The organism is Halobacterium sp. R2-5, from assembly GCF_011734195.1.
In the GTDB taxonomy this organism is placed as follows: Archaea; Halobacteriota; Halobacteria; order Halobacteriales; family Halobacteriaceae; genus Halobacterium.
Genome location: NZ_JAANTH010000001.1, coordinates 59155 through 76032 on the forward strand (window position 1 = coordinate 59155; position 16878 = coordinate 76032).

Sequence of the window (16878 nt, forward strand, 5' to 3'; positions counted from 1 at the left end):
CTACTTGGTGCGGGAGAGCCACCACGTCTCGACGGTCTCGGCGACGCCGACGAGGTGGACCTGCCCGAACACGCCGACGATGAGCGCGCCCAGCGAGTTGTACATCAGGTCCTTGACGGTGTCGTCGAGGCCGTGCTGGGCGAGCGGCATCTCCATCCCGGTCGCCTGCGAGAGGACGTCGAGGCCGAACTCGAACAGCTCCCAGACGACGCCGAACGACAGCACCACGACGAAGAGGTAGACGAACGCGACCTCGCTCGGGATGGTGATGTCGTCGTGGTGGATGTCGACGGCGCGCGCGAACGTGTAGCCGACGCCCGCGACCAGCGACGCGGACAGCGAGTGCGTGACGTGGTCCCACCACGGAAGGTGGACGTACAGCCCCGAGGAGCCGAGGACGTGGAGGAAGACGGCGGCAGTGATCCAGAGCGCGAGCCACGGGTCCAGCGGCAGGTCGTAGCGCCGCTCTAAGAGCGCGGGGACGAACGTGATGACGAGCGTGATCGAGCCGTTCACGACGGCCTTCGAGTTCCCCTCCAGGAACCCGAAGACGACGAGTCCGGCGAGCACGAACTGCATCGCGCGCGTGATGGCGCGCTGGGTCGCGGGGGCGGGCCGCGGGAGCAGCGTCATATCGGCACCACCCGCGAGAGCGCGCGGCGCAGCCAGCGGTCGCGGCGCCGGAAGTACGCGTCGAACAGCACGCCCGCGGCGAACCCGGCGAGGGTCACCCAGACGAACTCCGTCATCAGCGCCTCGTTCGTGGAGAGGTACGACGTGCCGAAGAACTCGTCGAGGTTCCAGCGCACGACCGCCCACGCGGCGCTAGAGGCGAGCGTCGCCATCACGACGAGCACGACCGCGAACCAGTGCGTGACTTTCATCGCGGTGAACAGGTGGAGTTCGACGACGACGATGAGCGCGAGCGCGGCGAGCGCGAAGTACGTCGCGAACGCGCCGACGGTGCCGCCGAGCAGCCCGCGGACGAGAATCGGCAGCAAGGCGAGCACGAGCAGTTCCCACGGGAGCATCACGCTCCACTCGCGGAACGCGACCGGCGGCACGAGCACGATGACGCCGACGGCGGCGACGAACACCATCCACTGGTGGTCGAAGTCGACGACGCTGTCGGCGAACACGAGCGCGAGCACGCCGACGAGCAGCCACGCGAGCACGGCGTTCGTCCAGCTGTCCCGGAACAGCCGTTCGAAGACGCCCTCGGCGTACTCTGTGCTCGTCGGCCTGTCGGACTGGGAGCCGCCGTCGCTCATTCGTTCGTTCGGAGTGGCGTAGCCGACATAAAACCGCCGGCACCAGCGTCAGATGTCGATGTCGGTCTCCTGGCCTTCTGTGGCGCCGTCGAGGCCGTCCTCGTGGACGGAGCTGGTGAGGCGCTCGGAGAGTTCGCGGTCCTGGAGGGCGTTCTCGAACTCGGCGCGGTAGCGGTCGTTGACCCGCCGGAGCTCGGCCTGGGTCTCGACGACGCGCTGGGCGCGGCGGACGGCGTCCTCGTCGGCGTCGAGTTCGTCGGCGAGCGCGTCGGCGTCCGCGTCGCTCTCGCGGACTTGGTCGAGGTCGACGGGGACGTCGGTGTCGTCCTCGCGGAGCAGGTGGAGGTCGAAGCGGGCCTCCGTGACGGTCGCGGCGTCGGCCCCGAGCTCGTCCGCGATTTCGGCGTCGCTGTCCTCGCCGTAGAACCGCTCGACGAGTTCGGTGAGCTCGTCGACGGACAGCGACGTCTCGAAGTCGAGGTTCTTCCGCATCGCCGCGACCGTCTCCCGGAGCCGGGCTTCGACGTCGGCCTCGGACGCGAGCGAGCCGTGCGTGTCCTCCTGGGACTCGGTGACGGTGTCGTCGTCGGCGACGTCGACGAAGATGTCCCGGAGCTCCTCGGTCTTCTCGTCCATTGGAATAGTAGCACACTAACGGAGCCGGCGACCATATGTCTGTTGACTTACCACGTAACGTGCCCGTAAACCGTTCGTTTGAAGCAGGTTGACGAGAGTCGTCGGAGCGTGAGCGTCGAAACCGACTCCGTCGACCTCGTCGGCGAGCACGTCGCCGAGAACGTCGCCCGCGCGGCCGTCTTCGCGGCGCTCGCGGGCGCGTTCGCGTACGTATCGTTCCCGAACCCCGTCTCACCGGTGCCGGTGACGCTGCAGGTGCTCGGCGTGTTCCTCGCGGGCATCTACCTCGGCCCCGTCTGGGGCGGCGCCTCCCTCTCGCTGTACGTCGCCGCGGGCGCCGTCGGCGCGCCCGTCTTCGCCGGCGGGAGCGCGGGCCTCGGCGCGCTGCTCGGCCCCTACGGCGGCTACCTCTGGGCGTACCCCGTCGCCGCCGCCCTGACCGGCCTTCTCGCGCACGGCACCGACGGCATCGACGCGCCCCGCGACGTCTCGGTCCCGCGGCTCGTCGCTGCGATGCTCGCGGGCACCGTCGTCGTCTACGCGGGCGGCACGCTCGGCTACGCCGTCGTCCAGAACGTCGGGCTCTACCGCGCGTTCGTCGTCGCGGCGGTCGCGTTCGTTCCCGCGGAGGCGTTCAAGATCGCGGCGGCGGTCGGCATCACGCGCACCGAGGACCTCGGCGCGGCCTGATGCTCGCCGTCGACGACCTCACGCACCGCTACGGCGACACCGCCGCGCTCGACGGCGTCAGCCTCCGCGTCGCGGACGGCGAGTGCGTCGTGCTCGCGGGCGCGAACGGCTCCGGGAAGACCACGCTCGTCCGCCACCTCAACGGCCTGCTCGAACCCGACAGCGGCGGGGTGCGCGTGAACGGCACGCCCGTCCACGACGACCTCGTCGCGGCGCGCGCGAGCGTCGGGATGGTCTTCCAGGACCCCCGCGACGGCTTCGTCGGCGCGACCGTCGGCGCGGACGTCGCGTTCGGCCCGGAGAACCTCGGGCTGCCGCGCGCGGAAATCGACGAGCGCGTCGCGGAAGCCCTCGACGCCGTCGAGCTCGCGGGCCGCCGCGACGAGCGCATCGACGAGCTCTCCGGCGGCGAGCAGGCGCGGGTCGCCATCGCGGGCGCGCTCGCGATGGCTCCCGACCACCTCGTGCTCGACGAGCCGTTCGCGGGGCTGGACTGGCCCGCCCGCGAGTCCGTCCTCGACCGCTTACGCGCGCTCCACGACGCCGGGACGAGCCTCGTCGTCGTCACCCACGACCTCCGCGACGTCTGGACGTTCGCGGACCGCGTCGTCGCGCTCGCCGACGGCGAAATCGCGGTCGACGGCCCGCCGGAGGAGGTCCGCGAGCGCCTCGCCGACCTCGGGGTGCGGCCGCCGTGACGCTCGCGTACCGGCCCGGCGACGGCGTCCTGCACGGCCTCGACCCGCGCGCGAAGCTCGCGCTGCAGGCCGCGTTCGCGGCGGTCGCGTTCGCACACACCACGCCACTCGGCCTCGCGCTCCTGACCCCGGTCGCCATCGTCGCGCCGTACCTCGCCGACGCCTCGCCGCTGGCCGCGCTCCGGGAGTTCCGGGTCGCGCTCCCGTTCCTCGTCGCCGGGCCCGTCGTCGCCGCCGTCGCGCCCGGCTCGCCGTGGATCCGCCCGGAAGCCGCCGTTTCGGCGGCGCTGGCGTCCTACCGCGTCGTGCTCGTGTTGCTCGTCGCGGCCGCGTACGTCTACAGCACGCCCACGCGGGACTCGCGGGCCGCGGTGCGGTGGCTGCTGCCCGGGCGCCTCGGCGCGGTGGCGGGCGTCGGCGTCGCGCTCGTCGTCCGGTTTCTGCCGGTGCTGCAGTCAGACCTCGCGGGCCGCCGGGACGCCGTGAACGCGCGCCTCGGGAGCGAGCGCCCGCTCCGCGAGCGGATGCGACTCGTCGCCATCGGCGGCCTCGCTCGCGCGCTCGACCGCGCGAGCCGGCTCTCCGTCGCACTCCGCGCACGGTGTTTCTCCTGGAATCCCACGCCCCCGCCGCTGGCTTACGGCCGACGGGACTGGCTGGCGACGGGCGTGGCAGTGGCGCTCGCCGGGGTCGCGCTCGTCTGAAGAAACCGTTAGCGAGTGGTTTTCCGGGTGCCAACCTTTAAGCGGGTCGTCGCCCGCGTTTCTGGTATGTCTTCGTTCGTGCTGGCGCAAGCAGGGGTCGAGACGCGACCCACGTTCTGGCGCATCGGACACGTCGGCGAGGCGCTGTTCTACTACCTCGCCGCCGTCGCCGTCGCCATCTTCCTGTACGGCGTCTACCACCGGTTCGCGACGTACGCCCGCGGCGCTGACGACCCGATAGACCGGCTCACCGACCTGCCGTCCCGCGTGCTCTCGGCCGCGAAGATCGCGGCCTCGAACGAGAAGCAGTACGACCGCGACCTCTACGCGGGGCTGATGCACACGTTCATCATGTGGGGGTTCCTGACGCTGCTCATCGCGACGACCATCCTCGGCATCGACATGGACCTCTGGACGCTCGTGCTCGGCCAGCCCTCCTTCTTCGTCGGCGACTTCTACCTCGCGTACTCGTTCGTCGCCGACGCCATGGGGCTGCTGTTCGTGGTCGGCGTCGGCATGGCGCTGTACCGCCGCTACTGGGTGCGCCACGACCGCCTCTGGGGGAAACACACCAGCGCCGAGGACGACCTCTTCGTCTGGACGCTGTTCCTGCTCGGCGTCGGCGGCTACGTCACCGAGGGCGTCCGCATCCTCGGCACGAGCGCCACCCGCGACGTCTCCTTCGAGACCGTGTCGTTCGTCGGCTGGTTCGTCAAGGACGTCCTCCAGATGGCGGGCGTCACCGCCGACGCCGCGGCCGCGGCGTACCCCGCGGTGTGGTGGAGTCACGCGCTGCTCGCGCTCGCGTTCGTCGCCGCCGTCCCGTACGCGAAGCCGTTCCACATGCTCTCCAGTTACGCGAACCTCGTCACCCGCGACGAGGACGCCGGCCGCCGGCTCCCCCGGGTGCCCGAGGACGCCAGCCCCGAGGAGATCGGCCCCTCCGAGATCGAGGACTTCTCGTGGAAGCAGCTGCTCGACCACGACGCCTGCACGAAGTGCGGGCGCTGCTCGTCGGTCTGCCCCGCGAAGGCCTCCGGCCGGCCGCTCGACCCCCGGGACGTCATCCTCGACCTGAAGAACTACCGCGAGGGCCTGGAAGCCGGCGAGCGCGAGGAAGTCGACATCGTCGCGGACGGCGGCACCTCCGTCATCGACGCCGAGACGATGGAGTCCTGCATGAGCTGTATGGCGTGCATGGACGCCTGCCCGGTCGACATCGAGCACGTCACGCAGTTCACGGAGATGAACCGCCGGCTCACCGAGTCCGGCCAGATGAACAAGAACGTCGAGGAGGCCGTGATGAACGTCTTCCAGAAGGGCAACACGTTCGGCGACCCCGACCGCAAGCGCCCCGACTGGACCGAGGAGCTGGACTTCGAGGTGCCGGACGCCCGCGAGCAGTCCGTCGAGTACCTCTGGTACGTCGGCGACTACCCGAGCTACGACGACCGCAACAAGCACGTCGCGCGCTCGCTCGCCAAGGTCTTCGAGGAGGCCGGCGTGGACTACGGCATCCTCTACGAGGACGAGCAGAACGACGGCAACGACATCCGCCGCGTCGGCGAGGAGGGGCTCTTCGAGATGGTCGCCGAGGAGAACATCGAGGCATTCGAGGACTGCGACTACGAGAAGATCGTCTGCACGGACCCGCACTCGTACAACACGTTCAGCAACGAGTACGAGCAGTTCGGCTTCGAGGACGGCGACTCGGTCTACCACTACACGCAGGTCGTCGAGAACCTCGTGAACGCGGGCGCGCTCGGCCTCTCCGGTACCGAACTCGACGACACCGTGACGTACCACGACCCCTGCCACCTCGGCCGGTACAACGGCGAGTTCGAGGCGCCCCGCGAGGTCGTGCGCGCCACGGGCGTCACGCTCGACGAGATGCCACGCAACCGCTCGGACTCGTTCTGCTGCGGGGGCGGCGGCGGCGGCCTCTGGATGGACTTCGACGAGGAGCCCAAGCCCAGCGAGGAGCGCATCCGGGAAGCGCTAGAAGACACGGACGCGGGCCCGGACGTCGACCGCTTCGTCGTCGCGTGCCCGATGTGCATGACGATGTACGAGGACGGCCGGAAGACCGGCGGCTACGAGGACGACATCGAGATCACGGACGTCACCGAACTGCTCGTCGAAGCCATCGACGCGAAACACGAGGGGAACAGGGCGGGCGCGACCTCGGCGGCCGCGGACTAGTTCGGTTCACCACTCGGTGAGCGCTCGCGCACCGACGGCGTAGAGCGCCCACTCCACCCGGGCCGAGGCGCGAGCACGCCGCCGAGGACGGGCGCCGCTTCCGCGAACCCTTTTGGCGCGCGGCCCCGAGATTCGTCCATGGACTTGACGGACCGACCGCGGCGGCTGCGGCGAGACGGCGTGCGCGGGCTAGTCTCGGAGACGAGCCTGGCGCCGACGGACTTCGTCGCTCCCGTGTTCGTGGACGCGACGACCGACGAGCGCGTGCCCATCGAGTCGATGCCGGGCCGCGAGCGCGTGCCGGTCGACGAGGCAGTCGCACGCGTCGAGGAGGTGCTCGCGACGGGCGTGGAGGCGGTCATCGTGTTCGGCATCCCGGAGTCGAAGGACGAGCACGGGACGCGCGCGTACGCCGAGAACGGCGTCGTGCAGGAGGCCGTGCGGCGCATCACGAGCGAGACGGACGCGTACGTCATCACGGACGTCTGCCTCTGCGAGTACACGAGCCACGGCCACTGCGGGGTGCTCGAAGCCGACGCCGACGACGACCCCGACCTCACGGTGGAGAACGACGAGACGCTCGACTTGCTCGCGAAGACGGCGGTCTCGCACGCGGAGGCGGGCGCGGAGATGATCGCGCCGTCGTCGATGACCGACGGGATGGTCGCGGCCATCCGTGAGGCGCTGGACGGCGCGGGCTTCGAGGACGTGCCGGTCATGAGCTACGCGGCGAAGTACGAGTCGGCGTTCTACGGGCCGTTCCGGGACGCCGCGGACGGCGCGCCCGCGTTCGGGGACCGCCGGCACTACCAGATGGACCCCGCGAACCGCCGCGAGGCCGCGCGGGAGGTCGCTCTCGACGTCGAGCAGGGCGCGGACGTGCTGATGGTCAAGCCCGCGCTCCCGTACCTCGACGTCGTCTCCGACGTCCGCGAGCAGTTCGACCGGCCGGTCGCGGCGTACAACGTCTCCGGCGAGTACGCGATGCTGCACGCGGCCGGCGAGAACGGCTGGCTGGACGTCGAGGAGGCCGCCCGGGAGTCCCTGCTGTCCATCAAGCGCGCGGGCGCGGACCTCATCATCACGTACTTTGCAGAGGACGTCGCCGAGTCGCTGTAGATAGTCGAACGTCTCCGCCGCGCGCACACTGCGCGCCCGTTCGACCGACCGTGTCCGGCAATTCTCGCGTGAACGCGCGTCCACTCTCGACGGTCGAACGTCCAAGAGAGTGGACGGTTTACGTCCTTATATCGACTAAATCCACTTGTAATCCGGACGGACATCCACGACTCGCCCCAGAAATAGTGCTTTGTCAAGCAAACCTTTACGTATCATCCGGTCGTGGCAATGAACTGTAGATGCGCGAAACGAACGCCGCGGTTTCGAACCAGGTAGTGGACGTGCGTTCATCCACATCACCTGTGTCGACCGCTCCGGACGCGGGAGCCCCTCGCGGTAACTCGGACTGCGTGCTCGTAGCCTGTGCTCGGCGGCTCCCCCCGGCAGACGTACCCCTACCCGACGGCGAGACCGGCGGCATCCGTTCGCGCATGCTCACGGAGGTGATCCACTAAGTGCGACGAACGACACTCTGTCAGTGACCACAGCGGACTGTGCTCACCGTGTGTACGCCGGCCCCATCGCTGTCGGACTGTGCTCAATCGGCCGGCACCTTTCGTCCACCCTTCGGCGGTTCTCCGATCGCTCAACTCCGTAGCGCCGCGTGACGCGGCCGCAGAGTGACTCGGCACCGTCGAAGTCCGGCCTCGACGACGCGAACGCGTAACCCACCAGCTATTTTCACGGACCCCTCCAAAGAGCGAGTATGAACCGCGAGACGTCACGCGACCTCTACGACCGCTCGCTCGACGTGCTCGTCGGCGGCGTGAACTCCTCGGTGCGGGCCGCCCCGCAGCCGTACCCGACGTTCGTCTCCAAAGGCGACGGCGGCCACGTCGTCGACGCCGACGGGAACCGGTACGTCGACTGGGTAATGGGCCTCGGCCCGCTGCTGCTCGGCCACGACCTCCCCGAGCCCGTCCAGGCGGCGATCCAGCAGCGCGCCAGCGAGGGCCCGATGTACGGGATGCCGACCGAACTCGAAGTCGAGCACGCGGAGTTCGTCGCGCGCCACGTCCCGAGCGTCGAGATGCTGCGGTTCGTCAACTCCGGCACCGAGGCGACCACGTCGGCGGTCCGGCTCGCTCGCGGGTACACCGGCCGCGACAAGATCGTCGTGATGCAGTCCGGCTACCACGGCGCCCAGGAGTCCACGCTCGTCGAGGGCGACAGCGAGGAGCGCGGGCCGTCCAGCGCGGGCATCCCCGCGGAGTTCGCCGAGCACACGCTCCCGGTGCCGTTCAACGACGCGGACGCCGCCACCGAAGTCTTCGAGGAACACGGCGACGACATCGCCGCCGTGCTCGTCGAGCCGATGCTCGCGAACAAGGGTATCGTCGCGCCCGTCGACGGCTTCCACGAGACGCTCCGAGACCTCACTCGCGAGCACGACTCCCTGCTCATCTGGGACGAAGTCATCACCGGCTTCCGCGTCGGCGGGCTCGGCTGCGCGCAGTCGAAGTACGGCATCACTCCCGACGTCACGACGTTCGGGAAGATCGTCGGCGGCGGCTTCCCCGTCGGCGCCATCGGCGGCCGCACGGACATCATGGAGGAGTTCACGCCCGTCGGCGACGTCTTCCAGGCCGGGACGTTCTCCGGCCACCCCGTGACGATGGCCGCGGGCCTGGAGACCCTGCAGTACGCTGCCGAAAACGACGTCTACGAGCACGTCAACTCCCTCGGCCGGACGCTCCGCGAGGGGCTCAGCGACATCGTCGCCGAACAGGCGCCCCAGTACACCGTCGCCGGCACGGACAGCCTGTTCAAGGTGCTGTTCACGCGCGGCGGCGACGCCCAGTCCGGCGCGTGCGCGGACGGCTGCGAGCAGGACCCGAACTGCGACCGCTTCGACGCCTGCCCGAAGACCGGCGCCGACGTCGGCCGCGGCGCCGTCGACCGCTGGAACCGCGTGTTCCGCCCGCAGATGCTCGACGACGGCGTCCTGCTGTCCCAGAACCAGTACGAGTCCCAGTTCGTCTCCTACGCCCACACCGAGGAGGACGTCGAGCGCACCCTCGAAGCCTACAGCGACGCCCTCTAGATTTTTGGCGACCGCCCGCTAACGCTCGCGTATGGCAGAGTCGCCCTCCACGGACGCCGACTCGCGGACGGACGCCCGCGACGCGCAGGACACGTCCGACTCCAGCTGGTGGTACTGGGTCGCGGCCATCCCCATCTACTACGTCGTCGGCACCGCGCTCGGGTTCGTCGTCGGCGTCGCCTCGTTCGCGTTCGCGCTCACCGGAATGGGCACAATGGACCCCGGCCCCGGGATGGGGATACCGATTGGCTGGGGACTCGGCTTCGCCAGCGTGTTCGTCGTCGTCGCGGTGCTCGCCGCCGCCGGCATCCTGCTGTCGCTGCTGTTCCCGCTGGCAATCTACCTCGACGCCGACGCCGTCGCCGCCACAGGTGGGGAGTGGGAGCCCGACGCCGTGCTGTACGGCCTCATCGGGCTCGTCGGCGTCTTCGCGCAGCCGGTCCAGGTCCCGGTCGGCGTCTACTACCTCTACCGCCGCCATCAGGCGACGGGCGTCCCGTGACGTACAAGCGACGCCGGCCCCAACCACGAGCCATGAGTGAACTCCGCGTGGACTCGCGGTGGTGGTACTGGGTCGCCGCCGTCCCGGTCGTCACCGCGTTCTGGCTGGTGTGCTCGCTGTGGGTCGCCGCCGTCGTCGTCCTCGTCCCCGAAGCGGTCGTCTCCGACGCCGCAGCCGTCGTCTCGATTCCCGCCGTCGCGCTGGGCGTCCCCGCGCTCGTCGCGTTCCTCTTCCTCCCGCTGGCGCTCTGGATGGACGGGCGCGCCGTCAGCGCCGCCGGCGGCGACTGGCCCGACAGCGGCCCGAACGACGCCGGAATCGCGCTGCTCGCGGACCTACTCGTTCTCGCCGGCGCCGCCCTCTTCTTCCAGGGAGCGGCCGCCGCCGCGGTCGGCGTCCTCGGCGGCGCCGCTCTCGGCACCTGGGTCGCCGTCCGCTACCTCCGCCAGCGCAGCGACCACGTCGCGATGCCCGGGTCGCTGTGGGAGTGGCGCGAGGAACTGCGCGCGGACGAACCGGTGCGGTAAGCGAGGACGCTTTTTCTGGCGGGCACGCGGCTCGCGGCTCGCGGCTCACTTCGTTCGCCGCTCGCTCTTGCGTGGCGCTCCGCGGGAGCGCCACAACGCAGGGGGTTTCAACCCAGCGCGCCGAGAGAGACACATGACCGACGCGATACGCCTCGCCACCCGCGGCTCGGACCTCGCGCTCCGACAGGCGGGCGAGGTCAAGTCGACGCTCGAAGACCACCGCCACGACGTCGAAGTCGTGGAAGTCGAGACGACCGGCGACCGCGTGACGGACGCGCTCATCCAGGACCTCGGGAAGACGGGCGCGTTCGTGCGCACGCTCGACGAGCGCGTGCTCGACGGGGACGTGGACGCGGCCGTTCACTCGATGAAGGACGTCCCGACCGACGTACCGGACGACCTCGTGGTGGCGGCGGTGCCGCACCGCTCGACGCCCGCGGACGCGCTCGTGACGCCGAACGGCACGAGCCTCGAGAACCTCCCGGCGGGCAGCGTCGTGGGGACCGCGAGCCTGCGGCGCGGCGCGCAGGTGCGAGCGCACCGCCCCGACCTCGAAGTCGAGCCGATCCGCGGGAACGTAGACACGCGCGTCGAGAAGCTGCTCGCGCCCGAACTCCAGGACGAACACGAGCGCCGCACGGAGGCCGAGAAGGAGCGCATGGAGCAAGACGCCCGCCAGCAGGAGCGCGGCGATTACGAACCCGGTGAGGCCGTCGAGGAGGGCGTCGAGAACCTCGAGGACGACGGCGAGAGCGAACAAGACAACCGCCAGAACGCGGAGTTCGACCAGACCGTCGAGGAGTGGTTCGAGTCGCTGTCGGCGCTCGAACAGTCCGCGCTCGAACGCGAGGTCGAGACGGAGTACGACGCGGTCGTGCTCGCGCAGGTCGGCCTCGAACGCACCGGGCTCACCCACCACGTCCACGACGAGAAGCTGTCGACGGGCGCGCACGTGCCGGCGCCCGGCCAGGGCGCGCTCGCGGTGACCGCACGGAAGGGCAGCGACGTCGCGGACGCGCTCCGGGACGCTCTCGACCACGTGCGCTCGCGGGTGGAGACGACGACCGAGCGCGTCGTCCTCGAAGAGGTCGGCGGCGGCTGCATCGCGCCCATCGGCGTGTACGCGCTCGTGCAGGGGGACACCGTGCGGACGGATGTCCAGGTGTTCAGCCGAGACGGCACCGAGCAGGTCGGCGAGACCCGCGAACTCGACGTGGAGAACTACGCGAAGGAGGCCCGGGAGTTCGCCGCCGACCTCCGCGAGCGCGGCGCGACCGACCTCATCGAAGAGGCCAAGCGGGAATGACCGGGACCGTCTACCTCGTCGGGAGCGGCCCGGGCGACCCCGAGCTGTTGACCGTGAAGGCCGCGCGCTTGCTCGAGGACGCGGACGTAGTGCTCCACGACAAGCTCCCCGGCCCGGAGATTCTCTCCGAGATTCCCGACGAGAAGCGCGAGGACGTCGGGAAGCGCGCGGGCGGCGAGCGCACGCCCCAGTCGGAAATCAACGAGCGCATGGTCGAACTCGCCCGGGAAGGGAACGACGTCGTCCGGCTGAAGGGCGGCGACCCGTTCGTGTTCGGGCGCGGCGGCGAGGAGATGGTCTACCTCGCCGACCACGACGTGCCGTTCGAGGTCGTGCCCGGCATCTCGTCGGCGGTCGCCGCGCCCGCGGCCGCGGACATCCCGGTGACGCACCGCGACCACGCGTCGTCGGTGTCGTTCGTCACGGGCCACGAGGACCCGACGAAAGACGAGTCCGCCGTCGACTGGCAGGCGCTCGCGGACACCGGCGGCACCATCGTCGTGCTGATGGGCGTCGGCAGGCTCCCCGACTACACGCGGGCGCTCCGCGACGCCGGGATGGACCCGGAGACGCCGGTCGCCCTGATAGAGAAGGGGACGCGGCCCAGCCAGCAGGTCGCCACGGGCACCCTCGATACCATCGTCGAGGCCCGCGACGAGGTCGGCATCGAGCCGCCCGCCGTCACCGTCATCGGCGGCGTCGCGGGCGTCCGGGAGGAGACGCGATGACCGGGCCGAACGTCGCGGTGTTCCGGCCGGACGACGACCGGCTCGCGGACGCGACCGAGCTGCTCGAATCGCTGGACGCCGACCCTGTCACGGACCCGATGCTCGCCGTGGAGCCGACCGGCGAGGTCCCGCGAGACGGCGCCGACTACGTGGTTCTCACGAGCAAGACCGGCGTCGAACTCGCCGCCGACGGCGGCTGGAAGCCCGGCGACGCGACGCTCTGCGCGATCGGCGAGGCGACCGCCGACGCCTGCCGGGACGCGAGCTGGACGGTCGACCTCGTGCCCGCGGAGTACACGAGCAGCGGGCTCGTCGCCGCACTCGACGGCGAGATCGACGGCGCTCGCGTCGAGGTCGCGCGCTCGGATCACGGCTCCGCGGTGCTCACGGACGGTCTGAACGACGCCGGCGCGTACGTCCACGAGACGGTTCTCTACGAACTCGTCGTGCCCGCCGCGGCCGGCGACTCGGTCGAACTCGCCGCGGACGGCGACCTCGACGCCGCGCTGTTCTCGTCGTCGCTGACCGTCGAGCACTGGCTCGACGAGGCCGAAGCCCGCGGCGTCCGGGAGGCCGCTCTCGCCGGCCTGAACGACGCCGTCGTCGGCTGCATCGGGCCGCCGACGCGCGAGACTGCCGAATCTCGGGGTGTGGACGTGGACGTCGTCCCCGCGGACGCGGACTTCGAGCAGCTGGCGCGCGCGGTCCGCGACGAGCTCTGAGGACCGGCAGTTTATACCCGAAGGAGCGCTACCCTCTCCCGATGGACGCTCCGGTCCCGGAACTCCAGTCGCGGGCGGCAGCGTGCGCTGACGCACTCGAAGACGCCGACTCCGTCCTCCTCGCGTCGCACATCGACGCCGACGGCCTGACGAGCGCGGGCATCGCCGCCACCGCGCTCGAACGCGCCGGCATCCCCCACGACGTCGTCTTCTCGAAGCAGCTCGACGACGAGGAGATCGCGGGCATCGCGGCCCGCGACCACGACACGGTGCTGTTCACGGACTTCGGGAGCGGACAGCTGGACGCGATCACGGACCACGAGCGCGCTGGCGAGTTCACGCCCGTAATCGCCGACCACCACCAGCCCGCCGACGCGGACACCCAGTTCCACCTGAATCCGCTGCTCGAGGGCGTAGACGGTGGAAAGGAGCTCTCTGGCGCGGGCGCGGCGTACGTGCTCGCGCGAGCCCTGCTCGGCGAGGACGCGACGGACCTCGCGGCGCTCGCGGTCGTCGGCGCGGTCGGTGACCGCCAGACCGTCGACGGCGAGCTCGTCGGCGCGAACACGCAGATTGCCGCAGAAGGCGTCGACGCGGGCGTGCTCGACACGGCGAAGGACCTCACGCTGTACGGCACGCAGACCCGGCCGCTCCCGAAGCTCCTGGAGTACGCCAGCGAGGTGTACGTTCCCGGCATCACGAACGACGAGAACGGCGCCGTGCGCTTCCTCGACGGCCTCGACCTGGAACTCCACGACGGCGGCGACTGGCGGACGTGGGCGGACCTCTCCCACGACGAGCGCCAGACCGTCGTGAGCGCGCTGCTGAAGCGCGCGGTCCGCCACGGCGTCTCCAGCGAGGACGTGACGAAGCTCGTCGGGAAGACGTACACGCTCACGGCCGAAGAGCCCGGGACCGAGCTGCGGGACGCAAGCGAGTTCTCCACGCTGCTGAACGCGACGGCGCGCTACGAGCGCGCGGACGTCGGGCTCGCGGTCTGTCTCGGGGAGCGTGGCGAGCCACTGGAGGCGGCCCGTGGCCTCCTGCGCGAGCACCGCCGGAACCTCTCGGAGGGGCTGTCGTGGGTGAAACGCGAGGGCGTCACCGTCGAGGACGACCTCCAGTGGTTCCACGCCGAGGACCGCATCCGTGAGACCATCGTCGGCATCGTCGCGGGGATGGCGCTGGGCAGCGACGCCACGGAGAGCGACCGCCCGATCGTCGGGTTCGGGTACAAGAACGACGAGGAGACGAAGGTCTCGGCGCGCGGCACGTCCCGGCTCGTGGACCGGGGCCTCGACCTCTCCGAGGTGATGAGCGAGGCCTCGCAGGCGGTCGGCGGCGACGGCGGCGGGCACACGGTCGCCGCGGGCGCAACCGTCCCGCGCGGCCGCGAGCAGGAGTTCCTCGAAGCAGTGAGCGACGTGCTCGCCGACCAGCTATAGCGACTGTCGCTCGCCGACCCACGCGTCGAAAGCGGCCGAGAGCGCCGCGCCGTACTGGACCGCCAGCGACCCGACGAAGCTCATCGCGATGACGTAGCCGACCGCGAACGCCGGCACGACAGTTCGAATCGCCTCGTTCGCGCTCGTCGCGGCGAGCGTCGCGATGATGAGCGAGAATTCGCCGCGCGCCACCAGCCCGAGCCCGACGCGGGCCGAACGTCGGTCGTCCAGCCCGTAGACGCGGCCGCTGGCGTACCCGCTCGCGAGCTTCGCGGCGGTCGTCGCGAGCACGGCGACCGCGAGCAGCAGCCAGACGTCCGCGACCACGAGGAGATTCGTGCCGAGGCCGACCGAGAAGAAGAACACCGCCGCGAACACGTCCCGGAGCGGCACGACGAGGCTCTCGATGCGGTGGACGAGGTCGGTGCCGCTGAACGCGGTGCCGACGAAGAACGCCGCGACCGCCTCGCTCGCGCCGACCGACAGCGCCACGCCGCCGACGAGGACGGTGACGCCGACCACGCGAAGCACGAACAGCTCGTCCGCGCTGACGCCGAACGCCCGGTCGACGTACTGAGTGCCGTAGTGGGCGGCGCCCGCCAGCGCCGTGAGGAAGACGAACGACTGGACGACGGTCGCGAGCGCGCTCTCGACGTCTCCGCCGCCGCCGACGATGGCCGCGGCGACGGCGAGGTAGACAGCGATGACGAGGTCCTCGACGACGAGCGTCCCGAGAATCACCTCGCTCTCGGGGTTCGCGAGCCAGCCCGCGTCCGTCAGCGCCTTCGTGACGATGGCGCTCGAGGAGATGTAGACGACGCCCGCGACGAGGAAGACGCCGACCGGTCCGAACCCGAACGCCAGTCCGAGCGCGACGCCGACGGCGGCGTTCACCAGGAGGTCGATGCCGCCGACCGCCGAGAGCCGCCGGCGGTTCCGCACGAGCGTCCCGACGTCGAACTCCAGCCCGAGGAAGAACAACAGGAGGACGATACCGACCTCGGCGAGGGTCTCGACAACCGCGCTCTCGGAGACCAGCTGGAGGGAGACTGTCGCGACGCTCGTCGGCGCGTACGGGCCGACGAGGACGCCGGCGGCGATATACGCGGGGATGACCGGCTGGTCGAACCGGCGTGCCACGGCGCCGAAGACGGCGAGCACGGTGAGCGCGATGCCGAACTCGAGTAAGAGTTCCTCGGCCATCGCGTCAGTCGGACTCCTCGACCGTCCCCGTCTCCAAGAGTTCGTCTAGCGCGTCCTGCTCGGCCCGCGACCCGATGGAGACGAGGATGTCCCCGGCTTCGAGCGTGGTTTCGGCGCCCGGGTTCCCGAACGTCTCGTCGCCGCGCTGGATGGCCGCGACGGTCACGCCGGCCAGCTTGCCGAGGTGCGCCTCGCCCATCGTCTCGCCCGCGACCGGCGAGCCCTCCGGGACTTCCGTCCACTCGATGACGGCGCCGCCCAGCGGCACGCCGATGTCCTCGAGGTCCAGCGGCTGGAAGTCCGTTCCCTCCAGCGAGGTCGCGACCTGCCGGGCCTCCTCGGCGCCGAACTCGAAGAGCTTCTCGGCGTCCGCGTCCGGGCTGCTCCGCCGGAACAGCTCGCGCTTCCCGTCGTGGTGGACGATGACGACGGCTCGCTCCCCGCCGCCCGTCTCGACCTCGTACCGCTTCCCGACCCCGGGAACGTCCGCCTCGTAGATGACCATGCGTGGAATGGCGCGCGACGAACGCATAAATCTCGGGTGGGAGCCAGCGGCGGGCAGGGAAACGAGGCGGCCTGCCCGATATTCAATATCGTAGTATGTAGTTTATCGACTCCCGGGGTAGGAGTGGGTACGACACGAGAGCCGGAGAAAGAACGCCTCGCGGCTGGACGCGCAGGATTCGAGTAGCGAGAGGCGGAGGTCTGGGCTTAGAGAGCGTAACGTGCTGCGGGCAAGGGTGCTGTCTAGTCAGTCGAATCTGCCGGCGTGTTCCACGCGAGTCAGTAAACGAAACAGCGGTGTACTGATACCACGGCAGAACCCGAGTGCGTTCGAGTGGAAACGGCGCCGGGGAAGATTGTGAGACCGGCGCGGAACGCACCCGAAGAGCACTCGATTCTGTCCGGAATGCGTAATCTGCAAGCCACCCGTCCTGCGTGATGAAGAGAGCACGAAATCCGGTTCGCTGTAGTACCGGCGATCCCCCTGATCGGCGGTCGCCGCCGCTGGGATAGACTGATGACTCGTCGCGTTCGTGCGCGTGCGAGTGAAAGGCGGACGGCGAGAGTTCGACTGCGA

17 protein-coding genes are annotated in these 16878 nt (G+C 70.3%); 12 read left to right on the forward strand and 5 right to left on the reverse strand.

All coding sequences use genetic code 11. The features are described from left to right. The 3 genes from G9C83_RS00360 to G9C83_RS00370 are packed head-to-tail and all read right to left on the reverse strand — an operon-like array spanning window position 1 to window position 1907. The gene (locus G9C83_RS00360) at window positions 1–633 is read right to left on the reverse strand and encodes a hypothetical protein (RefSeq protein WP_167244148.1); all 633 of its coding nucleotides are present in this window, start codon (window positions 631–633) and stop codon (window positions 1–3) included. Then, window positions 630–1271 carry a hypothetical protein gene (locus G9C83_RS00365; protein ID WP_167244149.1) on the reverse strand — a complete coding sequence of 214 codons (642 nt, stop codon included), beginning with the start codon at window positions 1269–1271 and terminating at the stop codon, window positions 630–632. The genes G9C83_RS00360 and G9C83_RS00365 overlap by 4 nt, the downstream gene beginning before the upstream one ends. Window positions 1272–1319: 48 nt before the next feature. Continuing rightward, window positions 1320–1907, reverse strand: coding sequence for a conditioned medium-induced protein 4 (locus tag G9C83_RS00370; protein ID WP_167244150.1), 588 nt, complete (start codon window positions 1905–1907; stop codon window positions 1320–1322). A gap of 108 nt (window positions 1908–2015) precedes the next feature. Between G9C83_RS00370 and G9C83_RS00375 the strand changes: the two genes are divergently transcribed. The 12 genes from G9C83_RS00375 to G9C83_RS00430 all read left to right on the forward strand — a co-directional run bounded on the left by G9C83_RS00375 (window position 2016) and on the right by G9C83_RS00430 (window position 14594). Beyond that, on the forward strand, window positions 2016–2597 hold the full coding sequence (locus tag G9C83_RS00375; protein WP_167244151.1) for a biotin transporter BioY: 582 nt from the start codon (window positions 2016–2018) through the stop codon (window positions 2595–2597). Continuing rightward, window positions 2597–3295, forward strand: a complete 699-nt coding sequence (locus G9C83_RS00380; protein WP_167244152.1) for an ABC transporter ATP-binding protein — start codon at window positions 2597–2599, stop codon at window positions 3293–3295. The genes G9C83_RS00375 and G9C83_RS00380 overlap by 1 nt, the downstream gene beginning before the upstream one ends. Continuing rightward, on the forward strand, window positions 3292–3999 hold the full coding sequence (locus tag G9C83_RS00385; protein WP_167244153.1) for a CbiQ family ECF transporter T component: 708 nt from the start codon (window positions 3292–3294) through the stop codon (window positions 3997–3999). Before G9C83_RS00380 ends, G9C83_RS00385 begins: the two co-directional genes overlap by 4 nt. A gap of 66 nt (window positions 4000–4065) precedes the next feature. Further along, on the forward strand, window positions 4066–6201 hold the full coding sequence (locus G9C83_RS00390) for a (Fe-S)-binding protein (protein WP_167244154.1): 2136 nt from the start codon (window positions 4066–4068) through the stop codon (window positions 6199–6201). Between the two features lie 138 nt (window positions 6202–6339). Further along, window positions 6340–7320, forward strand: coding sequence for a porphobilinogen synthase (hemB, locus tag G9C83_RS00395; RefSeq protein WP_167244155.1), 981 nt, complete (start codon window positions 6340–6342; stop codon window positions 7318–7320). A gap of 706 nt (window positions 7321–8026) precedes the next feature. After that, the gene (locus G9C83_RS00400; RefSeq protein WP_167244156.1) at window positions 8027–9364 is read left to right on the forward strand and encodes a glutamate-1-semialdehyde 2,1-aminomutase; all 1338 of its coding nucleotides are present in this window, start codon (window positions 8027–8029) and stop codon (window positions 9362–9364) included. A 31-nt stretch (window positions 9365–9395) separates the two neighbouring features. Then, complete coding sequence (locus tag G9C83_RS00405) at window positions 9396–9866, forward strand: hypothetical protein (RefSeq protein ID WP_167244157.1); 471 nt, start codon at window positions 9396–9398, stop codon at window positions 9864–9866. Between the two features lie 32 nt (window positions 9867–9898). Next, window positions 9899–10393, forward strand: a complete 495-nt coding sequence (locus G9C83_RS00410; RefSeq protein ID WP_167244158.1) for a hypothetical protein — start codon at window positions 9899–9901, stop codon at window positions 10391–10393. 133 nt (window positions 10394–10526) lie between these two features. Beyond that, the gene (hemC, locus tag G9C83_RS00415; protein ID WP_167244159.1) at window positions 10527–11699 is read left to right on the forward strand and encodes a hydroxymethylbilane synthase; all 1173 of its coding nucleotides are present in this window, start codon (window positions 10527–10529) and stop codon (window positions 11697–11699) included. Continuing rightward, window positions 11696–12427: a uroporphyrinogen-III C-methyltransferase gene (gene cobA / locus G9C83_RS00420; protein ID WP_167244160.1), complete on the forward strand. Its 732-nt coding sequence runs from the start codon at window positions 11696–11698 to the stop codon at window positions 12425–12427. The genes hemC and cobA overlap by 4 nt, the downstream gene beginning before the upstream one ends. Further along, window positions 12424–13149, forward strand: a complete 726-nt coding sequence (locus tag G9C83_RS00425; RefSeq protein WP_167244161.1) for a uroporphyrinogen-III synthase — start codon at window positions 12424–12426, stop codon at window positions 13147–13149. Before cobA ends, G9C83_RS00425 begins: the two co-directional genes overlap by 4 nt. A 41-nt stretch (window positions 13150–13190) precedes the next feature. Next, complete coding sequence (locus tag G9C83_RS00430; RefSeq protein WP_167244162.1) at window positions 13191–14594, forward strand: DHH family phosphoesterase; 1404 nt, start codon at window positions 13191–13193, stop codon at window positions 14592–14594. Here G9C83_RS00430 and G9C83_RS00435 read toward each other — a convergent pair. Beyond that, window positions 14589–15797, reverse strand: a complete 1209-nt coding sequence (locus G9C83_RS00435) for a cation:proton antiporter (protein WP_167244163.1) — start codon at window positions 15795–15797, stop codon at window positions 14589–14591. The genes G9C83_RS00430 and G9C83_RS00435 overlap by 6 nt on opposite strands. A 4-nt stretch (window positions 15798–15801) precedes the next feature. After that, a complete protein-coding gene (locus G9C83_RS00440; RefSeq protein WP_167244164.1) occupies window positions 15802–16302 on the reverse strand; it encodes a cation:proton antiporter regulatory subunit in 501 nt (166 codons plus the stop codon). Window positions 16303–16878 lie beyond the last annotated feature (576 nt).